Origin of the sequence: Flavobacterium nitratireducens, assembly GCF_029625335.1 — a bacterium.
Taxonomy (GTDB): Bacteria; Bacteroidota; Bacteroidia; order Flavobacteriales; family Flavobacteriaceae; genus Flavobacterium; species Flavobacterium nitratireducens.
Genome location: NZ_CP121111.1, coordinates 2,178,961 through 2,200,131, shown reverse-complemented (window position 1 = coordinate 2,200,131; position 21,171 = coordinate 2,178,961). Strand labels below are relative to the sequence as shown.

Here is a 21,171-nt window from a genome sequence, read left to right as displayed (position 1 = left end):
ATTCTTTCGGCTTTTTTTATAGCAAAACTTTAAGAAATCAAACTTAACACGCGTCTCATAAATCATTAATTTTGCTGTTTTAATCAAAAAACACATTCAAACATGAAATATCATCAAATTAGCAACAGCCTTTTTATAAAAAACCGTAAAAAATTCACGGCTCAAATGAAACCTAATAGTGTTGCCGTTTTTAATTCGAACGATATTTATCCCGTAAGTGCCGACAGTACTTTGCCTTTTGCACAACACCGCGATATTTTTTATTTAAGTGGAATTGATCAAGAAGAAAGCATCTTGTTACTTTTCCCAGATGCACCTTACGAGCATCAAAAAGAAATGTTATTCCTAAAAGAAACTAACGAGCACATTGCCATTTGGGAAGGAGCTAAATTAACTAAAGACGAAGCTTTTGCTGTATCAGGAATCAAAACCGTATATTGGCTTCAGGATTTCGAAAAAATATTGTTTGAATTAATGACGTATTCAGACACTATTTATATCAATACAAACGAACATTATCGCTCTAAAATTGAAACCGAAACGCGTGAAGCGCGTTTTGTAAAATGGTGGAAAGAGAAATACCCAGCGCATCAAGTCGCTAAAAGCAACCCTATTTTGCAACATTTACGTTCGATAAAAGAAAGTGAAGAAATCGATTTGATTCAACAGGCTTGTAACATTACAGAACTTGGTTTCCGTCGATTACTATCATTTGTAAAGCCAAATGTAATGGAATACGAAATCGAAGCTGAACTGATTCACGAATTCATCCGTAACCGTTCAAAAGGTTTTGCCTATACACCAATTATTGCCTCAGGAAAGAATGCGAATGTATTACATTACATCGAAAACAACCAACAATGTAAAGAAGGCGATTTACTTTTACTGGACGTTGCTGCCGAATATGCTAATTATTCCAGTGATTTAACACGTACCATCCCTGTATCAGGCCGTTATTCTGAACGTCAAAAAGCAGTTTACAATGCCGTTTTACGCGTGAAAAACGAAGCGACTAAAATGCTTACACCGGGAACACTCTGGAAACAATACCATATTGAAGTGGGCAAAATCATGACTTCTGAATTATTAGGACTTGGACTTTTGGACAAAGCCGATGTTCAAAACGAAAATCCAGATTGGCCCGCTTACAAAAAATACTTCATGCACGGCACTTCACACCACATGGGACTAGACACTCACGATTACGGACTTTTGACTGAGCCTATGCAAGCCAATATGGTTTTCACGGTAGAGCCCGGAATTTACATTCCTGAAGAAGGTTTTGGAATCCGTATTGAAGATGATGTTGTGATCCAACCAACAGGCGAACCTTTCAATTTAATGCGCAACATCCCAATTGAAGCAGATGAAATTGAAAGCTTGATGAATGCTTAATTTTCTTTAGAAAAGAGAAACAAGATAAAACAACAAAACGGTTTGCAGCAATGTAAGCCGTTTTTTTATGGCACATCCCTTCGGGTCGGGCTGTATGCTATATCTTTTATCTCGTTCTGGAAAACGAGATAAAAGGATGCCGCTTCCATCCCTTGTGCAAAAAGAAAAACATCAGAAATTAATTTCATTTTTTGTAACTTTAACTTTCAATTTAAACGAATAAAAAAATGCGAGCACACGAAATAGATTACGAGATTTTTGGCGAAGAAATGCAATACGTCGAAATCGAACTCGACCCACAAGAAATTATCATTGCCGAGGCAGGCAGTTTTATGATGATGGACAACAACATCCAAATGCAAACCATTTTTGGAGATGGTTCTGAGCAACAAACGGGAATTTTCGGAAAATTACTCAGCGCTGGAAAAAGAGTACTTACTGGCGAAAGTTTGTTCATGACCGCTTTTATCAATCAAAATTATGGCAAAGCCAAAGTATCCTTTGCTTCACCTTATCCTGGAAAAATTCTCCCAATTGATTTAACTCAATTTAATGGAAAATTCATCTGTCAAAAAGATGCTTTTTTATGTGCGGCCAAAGGAGTAGCTGTAGGCATTGAATTTTCAAGAAAATTAGGTCGCGGACTCTTTGGTGGTGAAGGTTTCATCATGCAAAAAATTGAAGGCGACGGAATGGCTTTTGTACATTCAGGAGGAACAATGGCTAAAAAAGAATTGAAAGCAGGCGAAATTCTAAAAGTCGACACCGGTTGTATCATAGGATTTACTCAGGATGTAGATTACGATATTGAATTTATTGGAGGCATCCGTAATTCCATTTTTGGAGGCGAAGGCTTATTTTATGCCACCCTTAAAGGTCCCGGAACAGTGTACATACAATCCTTACCATTTAGCCGTCTTGCCGACAGAATCATTGCCTCAGCTCCAAAAGCTGGAGGAAATAGCCGTGACGAAGGCAGCCTACTAGGCGGATTAGGAAATTTATTGGATGGAGATAATCGTTTTTAATAACAAAACCTAACAGCTTTTAAAGAACTGTTAGGTTTAAAAAAAATAAAAATCCTATTTTTGCCGTATAAAAGTCAACCCCATTGAAATCAATTCTCTTTAAAAACACCCGCATTTCGTATACCGATTCTGGCAAAGGAACAGCAATTGTGTTGCTTCATGGATTTTTGGAGAACAAAAGCATGTGGAACGCTTTTATCCCCGAATTCTCTAAAAAATACCGCATCATTACCATTGATTTATTGGGTCATGGTGAAACCGATTGTATGGGTTATGTTCACTCCATGGAAAACAATGCCGATGTGGTTCATGCCGTTTTAGCTGAATTGCGCATTCGAAAAGCTATTTTTGTTGGGCATTCCATGGGCGGTTATGTGGCTCTGGCTTTCGCCGAATTGTATCCTGACAATGTAAAAGGGTTGGTTTTATTAAATTCAACTTCACGAGCAGACAGCGAAGAACGAAAATTGAACCGTGACCGTGCCATTAAAGCGGTTAAACAATCATTCGCTAATTTCATTTCGCTTTCGATAGCCAATTTATTCAGCGAAGAAAATCGTGAACGTTTAAAAGACCAAATAGAATTGGTAAAACAAGAAGCTTTAAAAACACCTTTACAAGGCATTGTGGCTTCACTGGAGGGAATGAAAATCCGTATGGATCGAGAAGTAATTTTACACCTGACACCTTATCCAAAAATGCTTATCCTAGGACAAAAAGATCCTGTTTTGAATTATGAAGAAAATCTGGAACAAATTGAAGAAACTGATGTTCAACTAGTCACTTTCCCAGACGGTCACATGTCCCACATTGAAAACGAAACTGAACTAACTTCGGTTTTATTGAACTTTTTTAAGAAGATTAAATAATACCACTAATTAATCTTCGCGTACTTTGCGCAAAAACTTTTCAAACTTTGCGGTTAATTTCAACCATAGACTACACGAATTTTCACAAATTAAATTATCATTTTCATTTATGAAAATAACTTATCTGAGCTTATTTACTTTTTTGAAAAGCTAAAAAAAACTTATATGACTTATATGTTTTAAATATTTTATAAAATCTTTTCCTCAAAAGATATACCTTCATCCAAAATCTCCTTCAGCAACAACACGATCTCCTCTAAATAATTAGCCATTATTTCCTGATTGATAATTTGCTGAACTTCTTTGTCTTCTTTAAAATTAAATGGTAAAAAACCTGATTTTAGATTTTTAAACGAAATGATTCCTGCTTCTATAGGTTTTCCTTGAGCTTGTTCTTCATACATAAAAGCATAAGCCAAAACCTGGATAATTTTATCGTTTTTAATTTCCTGAGTCAATCCGTTCCAAGATTTCAAACTCACATTGCCTTTCTCAACTTTCCCGGTTTTATAATCTACAATTCGAATATTTCCGTTACGTTCTTCAATACGATCGACATTTCCTTTGATTAAAACTGGAATTAGCAAATCCGGATGTTTCAAAGTACGCTCAAAAGTTTTTTCTAAAGCAATAATCTTTATCGCATCACCTGCTTTTATACTTTCTAATTCCATTTTCAGAAAATTAGAAACGTTGCGTTTAGCTACTTCAAAAGCCAAAAGATTGCGTCCTTTTTTGATTTCGCCTTCCTTATAAACAATTTTAAATTGCTTTAAAACCTCTTCATCAATTAATTTGAAAGCATCTTCAATATCTTTTTCAGAAATATACTTTCCAATAAAAGGTTCATATAAAACCCTTAAGGTTTCGTGGATAATCGTCCCTAGTGTATTCAGAGCAATATTCTCTTCTACTTCCTCTACTTCACGTATGCGTAATATTTTTTGAAAATAAAACTGAATCGGATTTCGAATATAAGATGTTAATGCCGAAGGCGAAAAACCTTCTTTCGCTATTACAGCCAAACGCTCCATCACCGCCGCCGATTTTTCGATCACCATAGGTTTATAAGCCGTTTCAGGTAAAACAGCATTATAAATTTCGTGTGTCAAAATATGATTAGGCTGTTTTTCTACTTCCAATTGCGTGATGAATCGGCTTTTTTCACCAGCATCTAAACCTTCACTTTCAGTATTGTACAATAAATAAATATTCTTAGCACGTTGCAATAAATGGTAAAAGTGATAGGTATAAATAGCATCCTTTTCTTTGAAAGTGGGCAAACCTAACTCTCTTTTTACATCATAAGGAATAAAAGAATTTTGAGATTTTCCCGCTGGAAATTTCCCTTCATTCATAGAAGTTACAATCACGGTTTCAAAATCCAAAACACGACTTTCCAGAACTCCCATTATCTGCAAACCATTCAAAGGTTCTCCTTCAAAAGACACTTCTGCCAAATCAATTACTTGCTTATAAATGGCATGTAAAGTTTCTATTTTATCAATATGCTGATGTTTTGAATAATAATTAATTAACTTATTAATCACTTTGAAAATGGCAAAAACAAAGGCTTTGGTAATTTTTTCTTCTTCGTTGTCATTACTCAAATTCTCTTTGATGGTCAATAACAATTGAGATACAGATTGTAGTACTGCAATAGAACCTGATTCCCATTTTTGAAAAAGCAGTAAAAATAAATCGGTAGGATTTTGATTGAGCTCAAGTAACTTTTGATGACTAATAAAAGTGTAATTGTTTTTATTGATGGTATTTACTAAATCACTTGTTTTAGCATAAGGTTCTACCAATGGATGTGTCAAAATATCCAATACATCTTTATAATAGAACACATAACTCGATGACTTTCTAGACAAGGCATTGGTATGCATTTTAAACAATTTAGCAATCAAAATTTGGGCAGGATTATTTTTACTTGAATATCCCATGGTGATATTTAAAGCACCCACAGTGGAAGGCAAAGAATACAAAAGAGGCACTAATACATTTTCTTCACCAAGTACAATGGCCACTTTATCCAAGGAAGTTAAAGGATTATCTTCCGTGATTTTTTCGATAATGCTGCCTGCAATTTTGGCCTGACCAATACTTTTTGGTGTCCCAATGATTTGAATGTTTTTAGTTTGCGAAAAATCATCCACAATCCATTCAAAAGGATTGGTTTTATAATGTTTCCATGTTTGCTTGAATCGACGTAAAAATAAAGCCGCATCATGGTAAGGATCATTTAAAAAAGTTTGATCGGCATCCCAATAAATTTCAGCGCAATCATTAGCTATCAAATGCTGAATGATTTTTTCTTCAGAAGCATTTAAGGCATTAAAACCGGCAAAAACAAATTGATTATTAGTTATTGAATTCGAAAAATCATTTAAATTTTTAACAGCTTCACGGTAAATTAAACCCTGATAACCAATCCCTTTTTGAAGCAAATGAACATATAAAGACTGATAATAAAGCGGCAATAATTTCCAAAAATCAATATATTTCTCAATCAATGTGGTTTTGTTCTCTACCTCAACACCCCATTTTTTGATATCTTCAATATCTTTTAGGTAGGACAAAACATGAGTAGGGTCTAACAAATAACGGTCGATTTCATTAAAATCTTGCAGTAATGTTTTAGCCCAATTAGCAAAGAGCTCAAAAGTTTGTTGATTTGACTTTTCAGTAACCGACAAATAAACTTCGTAGAACTCGAATAATAATTCAATTGGGTCAACAGTTCGAATCGCTGCTATATCCTGAATAAAATCTTCAATGCTAACAATCTTAGGAGCAAGGATATTCGTTGAAATTTGTTTTTTGAGCGCCTCAATCAAAAAAATCCTGGCTCTTTTATTCGGCAAAACTATTATCGTATTGACCAGTTTATCCGAATATTTTTCAATTAAAATCTTGGCTATTTTATCTAGAAAAGTACTATTTATCATAGTATAAAAATAAAAAAACGCCTCGATAAATCGAGGCGTTTTTCAATAATTATTTAGAAGAAATTATTTGATTAATTTCACTTCAGTTCTTCTGTTTAATGCTTTTCCAGCAGCAGTTTTATTAGTTTCAATTGGCATAGACTCACCGTATCCAACTGATTTTAATTTGCTAGAAGAGATTCCTCTGTCTAATAACGCTTTTTTAACAGCAGCAGCTCTAGACTCAGAAAGTTTTTGGTTGAAAGCATCAGAACCATCACTATCAGTGTGTCCTTCAATTAAGAACTCAGAGTTAGGGTAGTTTTTAAGTAATGCAGCCATAGCATCTAATCTTTTAGGAACGTCAGCAGTTTTGAAAGTAGATTTTCCAGTATTGAAATAGATAAATCTAGCTTGAGATTTCAATTCATCCATAGCTTCTTGTGGAACTTCTGGACATCCGTTGTTACTAGCTGGACCAGCAACCTCAGGACATTTATCATCTTTATCAGCTACACCATCATTATCAGTATCAGGCCATGGGCATCCTGCATTTTCTTTAGGACCAGCTACGTTAGGACATTTATCATCTTTATCAGCAACACCATCTTTATCAGCATCTGGACAACCTTTTAATGAAGCTAAACCAGCAACATTTGGACAAGCATCCTCAGCATCAGTGATTCCATCACCATCAGCATCTGGACAACCTTTTAATGAAGCTAAACCAGCAACTTCTGGACAAGAATCTTCTGAATCGATAATTCCGTCACCATCAGTATCAGGACATCCATTGAATTGTTTTAAACCAGCAACTTCTGGACAAGCATCTTCTTTATCGTAGATACCATCACCATCAGTATCTTTTCCACCAAATCTGAAAACGATACCAGCTGTGTGTTGGAAGTGAGAAGGAGCGTGAGGAGCTCCAGCTGCTTCATTTCTATCTCCAAATGATTTTTTATAGGTAGAAGCAAGAGCTAAACCAACATTTTCAGAAACCCAAAAAGTCAATCCAGCTCCTCCATTTACTGTACCAAAACTATTATCTCCAAAGAAAGTATAACCTCCCCCTACGTGTAGACTTGGATCAATAACTTTAGATTTAATTAAACTAGCGAAGCTATATTTAACATTAGCATCAATTCCATAATACATTAAATCACCCGGATTAGTCACAATCATTCCTCTACCATCATGACCTGGAGCAGTTGGATTAAAAGTAACAAACTTATCGATTTTATTTACCGAACCTTGAAGCCCTACTGTAAAACCACTTCCTACATAACGGGATACGCTTAAATAAGACACTGAAGGAAGAATATTCCAGTTTTGTTTCACATCAAACGGTTGAGAAAAATGACGATCTAACCAATTATTACCACCGCCTGCACTAGTTCTAGTATCTACGGCATTTACTCCAAAAGCAATAGCCCATGGATTGTTACTATCTTGAGCCTGAGAGCTTACACCCATAGCCATCAACACAGCAACAAAAAGTTTGTTAAGATGTTTCATACTTAATTTTTTTAATTACAATTTAGTTAATTATCAACAAAAGTAACGCGTAATTTTTTAACTACAAAACAGAATCTAAAAAAAAAACGTTATAAATTATTCATTTTAACATTGCTAATCAGACACAAACGTCCTAAAGACCAATAAACAAAAGACAATTTTCTTTTATTTATTTTCCTAAAAGTTAAAATAAACAAACAAACAGTCTGAAAATCAGACAAATAAAAAACAATCTAAATCCTTTTTAGCTCAAAATATCTTTTTACACTTGCACAACCTGAATTTCCTCTGCTATATATACCAATGTTTTCTTTTCAACCTTAAACCCCATTAATTCAATTGCAGCTTCATATTCCTGGAGTTGTTTTTTGTATTTTGCATTATAAACACCTGTTTTATAATCTAATAAAAATACTACTCCCTCTTTCGAAACCACCATTCTGTCAGGTTTCACAACACTTCCTTTTTTTCGGATAATAGTTTGCTCATTCAAAACCTGATTCCCTTCAGCAAAAAACATTTCCAAGACAGGATGATTAACAATTTTGTCAATAGTATCATTTACTATATTTCTTTGCTCTGCATTAATTAATCCATTTTCAATAGCTTTATTAACAGCTAAATCCACATCATTCTTTGTTTTAACAAAAGACAGAATCTCATGTATTACATTCCCATATTCAATAGATTCTTGCTGGTGCGTACCCCACATTAAAGCTTCCTTTTGTGCAATTTTTATATTCTTAGGATTTAAGGTTTCTTTTACTACACTAATTGACTTGGAAGTATCAGCATGATTTGAATAGGATGATAATTTGGACTTATCACCAAACTCATATCCAAACGTATTTTCATCAAATACATTTTTAGCGATTAAATAATTAATAAAAAATGCCGACATATCTTCTTTTTTAACCTCTCCTTTGGAAGTTAAATTCATATTTGAAATAACATACAATTGTTCTTCGGCACGGGTTAAAGCCACATATAAAACATTGATATTGTCTAATAACTCTTCCTGTTTTTTCTGTTCATAAATCAACTTCGCATCTTCCCCAAAACCTTCTACAGCTTTACTATTATCCACCAAAGCTTTAGGCATATCCACATCTTCAACATTCAGCCACAATTTATCCTTTGGTTTCTTGACATAATCTTCTTCTGCGAAAGGCATAATTACCACTGGAAATTCCAAACCTTTTGATTTATGAATTGTCATAATTCGAACTGCATTATTTCCTTCCGGAGATGGGATACTATATTTATGGCTGCTTTTATCCCAAAATTCCAGAAAATCTGCAATTCCAGCCTGATTGCGAACATCGCGTTCCAATACAATATCTAAAAAATATTGCACATAAGCGTTCCCTACCTGATTCATATTTGACAAAAACTTGGACACAATAATTTCTGCCGTTTCATACAACGATTTTTTACGGATATTTTGAAACGAAATCGAAATAGCAAAACTTTGCAACCATTTTTCAAAATCATCTTCACTTTTCAGTACCATACCAGCAGCAATAAAATCATGAACTGCCAATTGATCTTGCATATTTCCGGCAACATAATGCAAGAAAAATGCTTTCGATTCTAAATCGGCATTATTTTTTAAGTATTTCAAAAGATGGATAATCAATCGAACTTCAGTCGCATTTTGAATCATTAAAGTTTCCGAAGACAACAAAGGAACACCTTGTTCTGTTAAATAATTTGCAATCGCAACTCCCTGATCGCGTTTACGAGTTAAAATCACAATGTCTTTGTATTCAAAACCTTGTTGTACAACCTTCTGAATGGTATTTAAGGTAGCCAATACATACAAATCCGTTTTATCCAATGCTTCCTCATCATTTTCCGTAGCTTCCACTTTAGGGATAAATGAGATATTTACATATCCACCCTTTTTAGCATTAGTATGCTGAAAACTATGATTTTCGTATAAATCCTTATAATCTGGGTGCTCAAATTCAGTAGCAATTAATTTAAAAAATTCGTTATTAAATTCAATGATCTGAGAATAGGAACGGTAGTTTTTATCTAAATGCTCTATTTTTTTATCCGGATTATTAAAAGGATTTTTATCCTTGCTCAACTCGATAAACTGCTCCGCTTTCCCTCCACGCCAACGATAAATGGATTGTTTTGGATCACCCACAATCATTAAAGTTCCTTTATTCCCATAATCATCCTGACCCGAAAGCGCATTATCAATAAGTGGAATTAAATTTTGCCATTGCATCTCAGAAGTATCTTGAAACTCGTCAATAAAAAAATGACGGTAACGTTCGCCCAAACGCTCATATATAAAAGGCGCAGGCTGATTTTGAATTTCGCGATGAATAATAGCATTAAACTCCGAAATGGAAAGTACATTTTGTTCTTCCTGAATTTTAGCCAACTCATTATTTACCGTATTCAATAAAGAAAGCGGTGTAATATTTTTTAGAAAGGCTTTATAAAAATCTCTTTTTTCAAAATTCTTATAAATAAAAGCTAAAATTTGCAATAATTCAGGAATGATATTTTCAATTAAAGCGCGGTCTTTAACAGTTTTATTGATGGCAATATCATCAAATTCGTGAAAGGTTTTGTTCTTTGGATTGAATTTCCCATCTCGAATACTGGTCAAATGATTTGGAAAAGTTCCTCTGGAAAAAGATTCTCAAATCTATTCCGTTTTTTTCAATCAAATCCAATGCAATGGTTGCTTTTTCTGCATTTTCCTTTTCTAATTCCTTACAAACCGCATTTAGCTTCTTTTTGATTTCAACAAATTCAGCGATGGATTTTTCTTGAAATTGCATAATCTCATTTCGATTATTCTCATTTTGAACCAATTTTCCAGTTTCCAGAATTTCTCTGGAAATATCCCAAGATTTATCATCATCGGTTTTTTCCATGGTAAAATCAATCAGTAAATCGGTCAGCGTTTTATCTTCACCAGCCTGAGCAATAATCGCATCTACCGCTTCAATTAAAAGATTTTCAGTATCCAAAGTAACTTCGAAAGTCATAGGTAAATTCAAATCATGTGCAAAAGCACGAATCACCTTATGCGTAAACTTATCAATGGTAGAAATATCAAAAGCAGCATAATTATGAATAATATGCTTGATGATTTGCTGTGATTTGGTTTTAATGAACTGCAATGACAATTTCACCTCCCAATCCTTAGTATCATTAACCAAATCCTGCATTAAATCCAGTGCTTTTTTGGAAGGTTCTTCTTTGGCAAATTCTGACAAACTGCCTACAATACGGCTTTTCATCTCATGCACTGCCTTATTGGTAAAAGTGATGGCTAGAATATTTCGATACGCATCATTTTTAGGTGAAGTCAGAATGATTTTAAGGTATTCTTTGACCAAAGTATAGGTTTTACCCGAACCTGCTGATGCGTCGTAGATTGAAAAGGAATGTCTTTGCATAAGTTTTTGTTATTGATTTCCCGATTTCTTAGCCCTGATAGTCCCGAAACTTCGGGAGCATCCTCTTGTATGGCGACAGCAAATACAAGAGATAGAGCGGATAGCAGGAAATAGCTCCTAAAAACAGAAGTTATAAATTTGCTTATTTAATGCTTAAAAGTAGTATTTTTGCTGTATGGAAACAAACAGACAGAAAAAAATAGGCGGCGTTATCCAAAAAGATTTGGTGGATATCCTACAAGGTGAAGTGAGAAAAAATGGAGTTAGCAATTTGGTTATTTCGGTATCCAAAGTTTCAGTAACTACCGATTTATCTGTGGCTACAGTTTACTTGAGTATTTTTCCTCAGGAAAAAGCAAAAGAAACATTGGAAGGAATAAAGTCGAATACACCATTGATTAAACATGATTTGGCGCAACGAGTTCGCAAACAATTACGTAGAGTTCCTAATTTAGTTTTCTTTATCGATGATTCTTTGGATTACATTGAAAAAATAGACAATGCTTTGAAAAACAAAGAAAATCCAATTGAAAATAGAGATTTATTAGAAAGAAGAAAACAATTTTAAGAACTTGAATTTTCCGCTATACATAGCCAAACGTTACATTCTTAGTAACAGTAAAAACAATGCCATCAACATCATAAACCGCATTGCCAGTATGGGCATCATTGTGGGGGCTATGGCTTTGTTTGTGGTTTTATCAGTTTTTAGCGGATTAAAAGTTTTTAGCCTTTCGTTTAGTAACGATATTGACCCCGATTTAAAAGTTGCAAGTATCTTAGGAAAATCATTTTTTGTGAGTCCTGAACAAGAAGCCGCAATTAAAAAAATTGATGGTGTAGCCTCTTTTTCAAAAATTATTGAGGAGCGTGTGTTATTTACTTTTGACAACAAACAAGAAGTCACTTATTTAAAGGGTGTTGACCCTAACTACAGCAAAGTCAATAATAGCCAAAAAATCCTTTACAACGGTCAATGGATTGAAGAAAACACCTATCAGGTTGTGGTGGGTTTTGGTTTAGTTCAAAAGCTTTCATTAGGTTTAATGGACTTTAACAAACACCTAGAGGTTTTAGTTCCAAAAGCAGGTAAAGGAAACATAGAAAATGCCGAACAGGCTTTTAATAAATCTGAAATTTTCCCTGTGGGTATTTACGCCATTAATGAAGATTTGGATTCTAAATATGTTTTTGCTGACTTAGGTTTGGCTCAGGAATTATTAGAATACAAAACCAATCAGGTTTCGGGAATTGAATTGAAAAAGAAACCAAATGCTGATGAAACAGCAATAATCAATCAGTTAAACAGCATTTTTAAAGGAAAAGTTACGGTTAGAAATCGGGCACAACTCAACGAATCTCTTTATAAAATGCTCAATACCGAAAATATAGCCGTGTACCTAATTTTTACCTTGGTAATAATTGTAGCGCTTTTCAACCTTATTGGTGCTCTTATTATGATGATTCTGGACAAAAAAGGAAATCTAAAAACTCTTTTTAACTTAGGAACGGAAATTAAAAATTTACGAAAAATATTTTTATTGCAAGGCACTTTACTAAGTATAATTGGAGGAATTATCGGACTTGTATTAGGAATCATAATTGTTCTTTTACAACAACATTTTGAATGGATTATGATTACCCCTACGCTGGCTTATCCGGTGGTTTTTTCGATAGAAAATGTACTGATTGTCATGGGAACCATCGTCACGCTTGGCTTTATTGCTTCACTTATTGCCAGTAGTAGTGTAAGTGAAAAGTTATTGGACTAGATAAAATCTTAAACCACTTCATAACCAGCATAAGACTGTGTAATTTCATCTAAAACAGCAAATAATTCCTCTGGATGATCCAAAGTAACTAACTTTTGTTTAAATGTTTTAAACGAATGAATTCCTTTGAAATAATTAGTATAATGCGGACGGGTTTCTACAATTCCCAATCGTTCCCCTTTCCAATCCATTGCCCAAGTTAGATGATTGCGAACTGCTTCTACTCTGTCAGCAACAGTTGGTTTAGCCAAGTGGTCACCAGTCTTAAAATAGTGTTTGATTTCGTTAAAAATCCAAGGATAACCAATAGCAGCACGACCAATCATGATTCCGTCGATACCATATTTATTTTTGTATTCTAAAGCTTTTTCAGGCGAATCAATATCTCCGTTACCAAAAATAGGAATGTTAATTCGAGGATTGTTTTTTACTCGAGCAATGTGCGACCAGTCAGAATGTCCTTTGTACATTTGAGCACGAGTTCGGGCATGAATACTCAAAGCCGCCACACCAATATCCTGTAAACGCTCGGCCACCTCATCGATATTAATGGAATTATCATCCCAACCCAAACGAGTTTTCACGGTTACAGGAAGATTAGTACTATCAATAACGGCTTTGGTTAAACGCACCATCAAATCGACATCTTTCAACACTCCGGCACCGGCACCTTTACAAACCACTTTTTTGACAGGACAACCAAAGTTAATATCAATCAAATCAGGATTTACCGTTGATACAATTTTTGAAGACAAACCCATAGCCTCCTCATCACCACCAAAAATCTGGATTCCAACAGGGCGTTCGTAATCAAAAATATCCAATTTCATTCGGCTCTTTATCGCATCACGAATCAAACCTTCTGAAGAAATGAATTCAGAGTACATCATATCGGCTCCATGCATTTTACACAAACGACGAAATGGCGGATCGCTCACGTCCTCCATAGGCGCTAATAATAGTGGAAAATCAGGTAATTCTATGTTGCCAATCTTAATCATCTTCTCAATTTTGCTGCAAAATTACGTTTTTTAGATGAAACGATAAAAGAAGAAATAGGAAAGACTTATCACTTAAGCAATTAGTTTACTAAATATACGCTTTGAACGTATAGAATTTAGCGTATATTTGCAGATTAAATGCCTTGTTTTTTTGGCATTGCGTGAGGGATAGTAGTGGAAATCCTTTTCCTTTTTAAAGAAAAAAGGAAAAGATTGTAGCGGATAGCCCGACCCGTAGTTTTTACGGAGGGTCACGCCCAAGTAATTATTGATATTTAGACAAAATGAAGCATATTAGGAATTTTTGCATTATTGCACATATTGACCACGGAAAAAGTACGTTGGCTGACCGTTTATTGGCGGCTACGCAAACCGTTACGGCTCGTGAAGAAAAAGCGCAGTTGTTGGACAATATGGATTTAGAGCGTGAGCGTGGGATTACCATTAAGAGTCACGCCATTCAAATGGAATACAAATACAAAGGCGAGGAATATATCCTGAACCTGATTGACACTCCGGGACACGTGGATTTCTCTTATGAGGTTTCTCGTTCTATAGCAGCTTGCGAAGGTGCTTTGTTGATTGTTGATGCTGCTCAAAGTATTCAGGCGCAAACTATTTCGAACTTGTATCTTGCTTTGGATAACGATTTGGAAATTATTCCAGTATTGAACAAAGTGGATTTACCAAGTGCTAATCCGGAAGAAGTAAGTGACGACATCATTGACCTATTAGGTTGTGATTTGGAAGATATTATTCACGCTTCAGGTAAAACCGGTTTTGGGGTTGAAAATATTTTGGCTGCTATTATCGAAAAAATTCCACCTCCAAGTGGAAACAAAGAAGAGCCTTTACAAGCTTTAATTTTCGATTCACACTACAATCCTTTCCGTGGAATTGAAGTTATTTTTAGAGTGGTTAATGGTGAAATTTCTAAAGGTCAGAAAATTAAATTCATGGCTACCGGTAATGAATATTTTGCAGATGAAGTAGGTACTTTAAAACTGAATCAAGTCCCTAAAAATGTTATTTCGACTGGTGACGTAGGTTACTTAATTTCAGGAATCAAAGAGGCTAAAGAAGTAAAAGTAGGTGATACCATTACTGATGCCAAAGTTCCAACTACCAATATGATTACAGGTTTTGAGGATGTAAAACCAATGGTATTTGCTGGAATTTATCCTGTTGACACGGAAGATTTTGAAGACCTTCGTGCTTCGATGGAAAAACTACAATTGAACGATGCCTCTTTAGTATTTTCTGCTGAAAGTTCGGCAGCTTTAGGATTTGGTTTCCGTTGTGGATTCTTAGGAATGTTACACATGGAAATTATTCAGGAGCGTTTGGAGCGTGAGTTCAACATGACGGTTATCACAACAGTTCCGAACGTTTCTTATTTGGCTTATACTAAAAAAGAACCAGATACACCTATCATCGTAAACAACCCAAGCGACTTACCGGATGCCACAAAATTAGACCGTGTAGAAGAGCCTTATATTAAGGCTACGATTATCACTAAAGCTGATTTCGTAGGTAACGTAATGAGTTTGTGTATTGAAAAACGTGGATTGATTACCAACCAAACCTATTTAACTACAGAGCGTGTGGAATTGAATTTCGATATGCCTTTGGCTGAAATTGTATTTGATTTCTACGACAGATTAAAAACGGTTTCTAAAGGTTATGCTTCATTTGATTACCACCCAATTGGGATGAGAGAATCTAAATTGGTTAAAATGGATATTTTATTAAACGCCAACCAACTGGATGCTCTTTCTGCTCTAATTCATGCTGACAACGCCTATACTATTGGTAAAAAGATGTGTGAAAAATTGCGTGAGTTAATCCCAAGACAACAATTTGAGATTCCAATCCAGGCTTCTATTGGAGCTAAAATTATTGCCCGTGAAACCATCAAAGCTTTACGTAAAGACGTAACTGCAAAATGTTATGGTGGAGATATTTCGCGTAAACGTAAATTATTGGAAAAACAGAAAAAAGGTAAAAAACGTATGCGTCAGGTAGGAAACGTAGAAATTCCACAAGAGGCGTTTATGGCTGTACTTAAATTGAATGATTAAGATTTCTGAGTATTAAGAATTAAGTACAAAGAATTAAAATAGAAAACCTGACGATGAAAATTGTCAGGTTTTTTTTGTTTCTTCCAATTCTATCTTTCCTTTAACAAATCAAACAATCTCAAAGCATCTTCTTTTTTAAAAAGTTGTGTCCCTTCGTTCATTGTTGCAGCAGAACCACAGGCTACTCCCCAACGAATAACTTCTTTCAGGCTTTTATTTTGCGAAATCGCCCAAGTCATTCCTCCTACCATACTATCACCAGCACCCACAGTACTTTTCTTAAGGACATTAGGAGCTGGTACAAATTCATATTCTTTATTAGTCACTAAAACAGCCCCCTGAGGACCCAATGAAACCACCACAATTTCGGCTCCTCCTTTTGCAATAATTTCCTTTGCCGCTTCTCTGACTTCATTCAATTCCAGCTGTTCTTTCCCTACTAATTTTGCCAACTCTCCGATATTCGGTTTTATCAAATAAGCCCCTGTTTGCAACACTTTTTTCAAGGCTTCGCCCGAAGTATCCACAATAAGTTTTGCATTGGTATCCTTGGCTATTTTTGCTATTTCCTGATAAAATCCATCTGTCAAACCTTCGTTCAAACTTCCGCTTACCACCAAAAATTTTGTTTTCAAATCAGCTACTACGCTCAAAATATTTTCTACCTCCTCTTCAGTAATTTTTCCTCCAGGAAACCCAAAACGATACTGAGAATTCGTATTATCGTCCACCGCAATAAAACTTTCTCTGGTCCATGCTTCTACTTCTATGGCTTTTGTTGCAATAGCTTCTTTTGCTAATAAATTTTCCAACATTTTTCCTGTTGGCCCTCCTGTCGTAAAAACAGCCAACGAAGCTCCTCCTAATCTAGAAATAGCTTTGGAAACATTAATTCCGCCTCCACCAGCGTCATATCTGGGTGCCTCACATCTTATTTTTTGTTCTGGAACCAAACCTTTTAAATGGGTGCTTTTATCTACTGCTGGATTTACTGTAAGCGTAACAATATCGAATGTATTCATTATTAAAATTTTAGTTTTCTAAAGATGCAAAAAAACAGAACTATAAGCAAGTAGAAACAATTATATTACGCTATTTTAAAATTAGCTAAACCTTTGCTCCCGAAGCTAAGGGATTGTATCTTTGCACCTTTGAAACTTAAAACTATGATTGAAGATAAAAACCCACAACGTACCAGCATTGCTCAATTGGGCGAATTTGGATTGATCGAACATTTGACTAAACATTTTGAAATCAATCAGGCTTCTACTTTAAAAGGGATTGGTGATGATGCAGCTGTTCTAGATTTTAAAGACAAAAAAGTAGTTGTTTCAACCGACATTATGGTCGAAGGCGTTCACTTTGATTTGGCCTATATGCCATTGAAACATTTAGGTTACAAAGCAGTTGTAACCAATGTATCCGATATTTGTGCCATGAACGCAAAAGCAACACAAATCACGGTTTCTATTGCCGTTTCCAATCGTTTCCCTTTGGAAGCCTTAGAAGAATTATACGAAGGAATTACGCTCGCCTCTAACGAATACAAAGTAGATGTTATTGGTGGTGACACCACTTCTTCTCAAAAAGGTTTAATTATTAGCATCACCGTTTTAGGTGAAGCAGACGCCGAAGAAATTGTATATCGCAATGGTGCTAAACCAACTAATTTATTAGTAGTCACGGGCGATATTGGCGCTGCCTATATGGGATTACAGGTTTTAGAAAGAGAGAAACAGGTTTTTCAAGTAAACCCAAATTCGCAACCTGATTTAGAATTATACACCTATTTAATAGAACGCCAATTAAAACCAGAAGCCCGAAAAGACGTTCGCACTTTATTACACGCATTAGAAATAAAACCTACTGCCATGATTGATATATCAGATGGTCTATCTTCAGAAATTATTCATTTGTGCAAACAATCTAAAGTAGGCTGTAATTTATACGAAGACAAACTACCTCTAGATCCACAATTTATAAATGTTTGTGAAGAATTTGATATCGACAGCACAACTGTTGCTATCAACGGAGGTGAAGATTATGAATTACTATTCACTATTCCAATTGAAGATTTTGACAAAATCAAAGGAAATCCAAACTTCACTATTATTGGACACATGACTGAAGAAAGTGAAGGCATTCATTTAGTTACTCGTGCCAATACCAAAATAGCTTTGAAAGCTAGAGGTTGGAATCCTCTTGGGGAATAAATTTAAAACAAAAAAAACCGCAAACTCATTTAGTACTGAATTTGCGGTTTTTTGTATCCTTTTTTAGAAAATCAAACCTTTATTTTTAGCTGCTTTAACCAAATCTAAATCATCTTGAACTTCAAGTAAATTTCTTAGATTTGCTTTGCGTGACTCGATCGCATTTAATGAAATTGGCACAAACTGAGGGATATCATCCAACTTTGTTCCTTTAGATAAATGAAATAAAATTTGTTTATCAAATAAATCAATCTCTATAGAATCATCATGTGAACTAAGCATTTCCAGTATTGATTTACTATAATACAATTCATTATTAATCACCTTGTCAAAAGCACTCAATAACTCGTCAAACGTTAAATCGTTTTTAATAACTATTCCGCTAGGACTTACTTTGTTTATTAAGGTTTTTAATTTTAAAAACTCTGTAAACATAGTCAGCATAATAATCTTGCAATTAGGCATATATTCCAAAACTAATTTAGCTAAATCTTCGCCAGAATACAACTCTTTCTCTTCATAATCAGGCATACTAATATCTAAAAATGCGATATCAAAATTCATTTGATCATTAGTAATTAGATTGTAAGCCGACTCGCAATCTTTAGCTTCGAAAATTGTAAATTCAAATTTATCTGGATTATACCTCGCTATGGCATTTTTGTATCCTTGAATAATAAATGGATGATCATCTACAATTAAGATGTTCATTTTAAGCCTAGCTGTAGCTGTTTCAATAGTCATTTTATTTGTTATGATATTTGATTTTCTAATGGTATTCTCACTGTAATAGTAGTACCCTCACCAATTTTAGATTGAACATGAAACTCTCCCTTACATTCTTTGGCTCTGGATATCATATTCTGTAAACCAATTCCTTTCTTCTTTAGATTTGCATTAAATCCAGCTCCATCATCAGTAATTGTTAACACTAACGTATTCTCCTTTCTTTTCAATTCGACATGAATAGTGGTTGCATTAGCATACTTATTAATATTTTGCAATGATTCTTGGATAATTCGGTACAAATTAATCTTCACTGAATTGACCGCTAAATCCCATCTAATTGTCGAATCGATAGTCGAAAATAATTTTGCTGAAAAAGTTTTTCTTTGTTCCTCAAAAAGATTATCAACAATTGCGACGAAGTTATTAATTAATTCTGATTTTTCCCTATTCAAATCATGTGAAATTTCACGAACATCCTGTTCAATTTTTTTCAATTCAACCAAATAATCAAGTCGCTGGGCAATTGCTAAATCATCATTAAATTGATTCAAACCTTCTAAATTCATTCGTACACCAAACATTCTACCCAAAACACCATCATGTAATTCTTGAGCGACACGTTTTTTTTCTTGAACCCTATTAGCTTCAATAGTATTCTGCTGGGAAATCATCAAATTATAAATTTCTTCATTGGCTTTTTGTTGCTGTTGTTTGTATAAAAGTTCTCGGTTCTTAGCCTTTTGTGATTTAATGACAAAGATAAATATCCCTAAAATTGCTATAGCTGTGAAAAAATATACTAATTTTCTATTCTTTGCTTCTAAATCAGAATTTTCACCTTTTATCTGGTCGGTTTCATATTGAATTCGAGAGAATTTTTCTCCTATTTTACGTTCTTCTTTTTGTAATTCTTCGTTGATAGCTATATATTCTTTGGTATACTTACCCGAATTTTGAGAATCAACTGTAGCAATATTTTTCAAAGAAGCTAAAATTTCACGTGGAGCTTTAATTTCACGAGACAACAAAAGAGCTTCTTTTGCAAATTTCAAAGATTTTATTGTATTTTTTTCAGATGCATAATATTCTGAAAGATGAATCTTATTTATTGGAATTTCAACATTTACCTTTAAACTATCCCTTATTCTTAATGATTGATAAAACAAGTTAGGCAAATCATCTTTTTCATTTAATTTAAACTTAGAATATCCTAGATTATCCAACAACAACGCATAAACTTTAGGATCTTGATTATAAATTTTCTGACGTTCGATTCCCAAAACAAAGAAATCCTTAGCTTCTTGATAGCTCTTTAAATTTACATATACCAACCCAAGATTTAAATATGAAACCGCCTCTAATTGACTTTTTCCTATTGATTCTAATTTACCAATTATATTTAAAGCCTTTTTCTGATAATCTATTGAACTTTCATAATCTTCCAAACTATTATAAACAATTCCTAATGTATTGTAGGCGTTGTAATAAATTTCATTCACGAGTTCTTTATTCGAATCTTCCTTAATGATACGCAAAGCTTTAAATACCTCTTTTTCACTACTAATAAAATCTCCAACTTTGAATAATAAATCAGCTTTATTGAGAAATGTTTTAGCCAATAGATAGTTATTATTTAACTTATCGTACATTTTCTCCGCTTTATAATAAAATAAAAATGCAGAATCTTCTACAGATTTTATCCTATAATAATCCCCAAGATAAACATATGCTTTAGCAATACTTTCGGTATCTTTAACTTTTTCTGAATTCTCTAAAACCGTTTTCACAGTATTCTTATATCCTTCCCAGCTATTTAAATTATTATACCTATTAGCTATTTTAAAAAGATTAACTCGATTCAAAGAATCATTTTTTTGAGAATTTACAATATCTTTAGCTTTCTCAATGTAAGATTTCCTCTTTTCATTAGAAAGATTGAAATCGTTAGCCAAAGAAAAATAAACAGAAAGACTATCGTCTAAAACAATGTTATCGCCAATATTATTTGTTTTCTTTTGATTACAACAAAAACAAACAAACAATAAAACCGTTAAAAAAAAATTACAATATTAGTTTTCAATAGTAAAAATTGATTTTTTCAAAAATACTAATTTTAAAGTTGTCATATTAAAAAGCTTAAAAAAAATGCTATCAATTCGAAAACACTAAACATTAAAATAGAAAAATTTCAATCAATACTT

At 34.0% G+C, this 21,171-nt stretch carries 13 protein-coding genes and 1 pseudogene; 7 read left to right on the top strand and 7 right to left on the bottom strand.

Going from position 1 to position 21,171, the window contains the following annotated elements:
- The first annotated feature begins 102 nt into the window (after positions 1 to 102).
- The 3 genes from P5P90_RS10390 to P5P90_RS10380 all read left to right on the top strand — a co-directional run bounded on the left by P5P90_RS10390 (position 103) and on the right by P5P90_RS10380 (position 3,292).
- The gene (locus tag P5P90_RS10390; protein WP_278034624.1) at positions 103 to 1,395 is read left to right on the top strand and encodes an aminopeptidase P family protein; all 1,293 of its coding nucleotides are present in this window, start codon (positions 103 to 105) and stop codon (positions 1,393 to 1,395) included.
- A gap of 227 nt (positions 1,396 to 1,622) precedes the next feature.
- On the top strand, positions 1,623 to 2,423 hold the full coding sequence (locus tag P5P90_RS10385) for a TIGR00266 family protein (RefSeq protein WP_278034623.1): 801 nt from the start codon (positions 1,623 to 1,625) through the stop codon (positions 2,421 to 2,423).
- An 83-nt stretch (positions 2,424 to 2,506) separates the two neighbouring features.
- Complete coding sequence (locus P5P90_RS10380; protein ID WP_278034622.1) at positions 2,507 to 3,292, top strand: alpha/beta fold hydrolase; 786 nt, start codon at positions 2,507 to 2,509, stop codon at positions 3,290 to 3,292.
- A 188-nt stretch (positions 3,293 to 3,480) separates the two neighbouring features.
- Here the strand turns inward: P5P90_RS10380 and P5P90_RS10375 are convergent, their stop codons facing one another.
- The 3 genes and pseudogenes from P5P90_RS10375 to P5P90_RS10365 form a co-directional block, all read right to left on the bottom strand.
- On the bottom strand, positions 3,481 to 6,246 hold the full coding sequence (locus tag P5P90_RS10375; RefSeq protein ID WP_278034621.1) for a PD-(D/E)XK nuclease family protein: 2,766 nt from the start codon (positions 6,244 to 6,246) through the stop codon (positions 3,481 to 3,483).
- Positions 6,247 to 6,309: 63 nt separating this feature from the next.
- A complete protein-coding gene (locus P5P90_RS10370) occupies positions 6,310 to 7,743 on the bottom strand; it encodes an OmpA family protein (RefSeq protein ID WP_278034620.1) in 1,434 nt (477 codons plus the stop codon).
- A gap of 262 nt (positions 7,744 to 8,005) precedes the next feature.
- Positions 8,006 to 11,174, bottom strand: a pseudogene (locus P5P90_RS10365) (UvrD-helicase domain-containing protein).
- Between the two features lie 175 nt (positions 11,175 to 11,349).
- On the opposite strand from P5P90_RS10365, the gene rbfA reads away from it, so the two are divergent.
- Both rbfA and P5P90_RS10355 read left to right on the top strand, forming a co-directional pair.
- Positions 11,350 to 11,742 carry a 30S ribosome-binding factor RbfA gene (gene rbfA, locus P5P90_RS10360; RefSeq protein WP_278034619.1) on the top strand — a complete coding sequence of 131 codons (393 nt, stop codon included), beginning with the start codon at positions 11,350 to 11,352 and terminating at the stop codon, positions 11,740 to 11,742.
- Positions 11,743 to 11,746: 4 nt separating this feature from the next.
- Entirely contained in the window at positions 11,747 to 12,946 is a 1,200-nt protein-coding gene (locus P5P90_RS10355) for an ABC transporter permease (RefSeq protein ID WP_278034618.1), read from the top strand.
- Positions 12,947 to 12,954: 8 nt separating this feature from the next.
- Here the strand turns inward: P5P90_RS10355 and dusB are convergent, their stop codons facing one another.
- The gene (dusB, locus tag P5P90_RS10350) at positions 12,955 to 13,947 is read right to left on the bottom strand and encodes a tRNA dihydrouridine synthase DusB (protein ID WP_278034617.1); all 993 of its coding nucleotides are present in this window, start codon (positions 13,945 to 13,947) and stop codon (positions 12,955 to 12,957) included.
- Between the two features lie 284 nt (positions 13,948 to 14,231).
- Here dusB and lepA point away from each other — a divergent pair, with 284 nt between their 5' ends.
- Complete coding sequence (gene lepA, locus P5P90_RS10345) at positions 14,232 to 16,028, top strand: translation elongation factor 4 (RefSeq protein WP_278034616.1); 1,797 nt, start codon at positions 14,232 to 14,234, stop codon at positions 16,026 to 16,028.
- Between the two features lie 89 nt (positions 16,029 to 16,117).
- On the opposite strand, the gene P5P90_RS10340 is transcribed toward lepA, so the two are convergent.
- Positions 16,118 to 17,050: a 1-phosphofructokinase family hexose kinase gene (locus P5P90_RS10340; protein ID WP_278034615.1), complete on the bottom strand. Its 933-nt coding sequence runs from the start codon at positions 17,048 to 17,050 to the stop codon at positions 16,118 to 16,120.
- 144 nt (positions 17,051 to 17,194) lie between these two features.
- Here P5P90_RS10340 and thiL point away from each other — a divergent pair, with 144 nt between their 5' ends.
- Positions 17,195 to 18,241: a thiamine-phosphate kinase gene (gene thiL, locus P5P90_RS10335; RefSeq protein WP_278034614.1), complete on the top strand. Its 1,047-nt coding sequence runs from the start codon at positions 17,195 to 17,197 to the stop codon at positions 18,239 to 18,241.
- Positions 18,242 to 18,304: 63 nt separating this feature from the next.
- On the opposite strand, the gene P5P90_RS10330 is transcribed toward thiL, so the two are convergent.
- On the bottom strand, positions 18,305 to 18,985 hold the full coding sequence (locus P5P90_RS10330) for a response regulator (protein ID WP_278034613.1): 681 nt from the start codon (positions 18,983 to 18,985) through the stop codon (positions 18,305 to 18,307).
- A gap of 8 nt (positions 18,986 to 18,993) precedes the next feature.
- Positions 18,994 to 21,012: an ATP-binding protein gene (locus P5P90_RS10325; protein ID WP_278034612.1), complete on the bottom strand. Its 2,019-nt coding sequence runs from the start codon at positions 21,010 to 21,012 to the stop codon at positions 18,994 to 18,996.
- Positions 21,013 to 21,171: the final 159 nt, after the last annotated feature.

Coding starts and splice junctions, on each gene's coding strand:
- P5P90_RS10390 (WP_278034624.1), top strand. CDS start 103: ATGAAATATCATCAAATTAGCAACAGCCTTTTTATAAAAAACCGTAAA.
- P5P90_RS10385 (WP_278034623.1), top strand. CDS start 1,623: ATGCGAGCACACGAAATAGATTACGAGATTTTTGGCGAAGAAATGCAA.
- P5P90_RS10375 (WP_278034621.1), bottom strand. CDS start 6,246: ATGATAAATAGTACTTTTCTAGATAAAATAGCCAAGATTTTAATTGAA.
- P5P90_RS10370 (WP_278034620.1), bottom strand. CDS start 7,743: ATGAAACATCTTAACAAACTTTTTGTTGCTGTGTTGATGGCTATGGGT.
- rbfA (WP_278034619.1), top strand. CDS start 11,350: ATGGAAACAAACAGACAGAAAAAAATAGGCGGCGTTATCCAAAAAGAT.
- dusB (WP_278034617.1), bottom strand. CDS start 13,947: ATGATTAAGATTGGCAACATAGAATTACCTGATTTTCCACTATTATTA.
- lepA (WP_278034616.1), top strand. CDS start 14,232: ATGAAGCATATTAGGAATTTTTGCATTATTGCACATATTGACCACGGA.
- P5P90_RS10340 (WP_278034615.1), bottom strand. CDS start 17,050: ATGAATACATTCGATATTGTTACGCTTACAGTAAATCCAGCAGTAGAT.
- thiL (WP_278034614.1), top strand. CDS start 17,195: ATGATTGAAGATAAAAACCCACAACGTACCAGCATTGCTCAATTGGGC.
- P5P90_RS10330 (WP_278034613.1), bottom strand. CDS start 18,985: ATGACTATTGAAACAGCTACAGCTAGGCTTAAAATGAACATCTTAATT.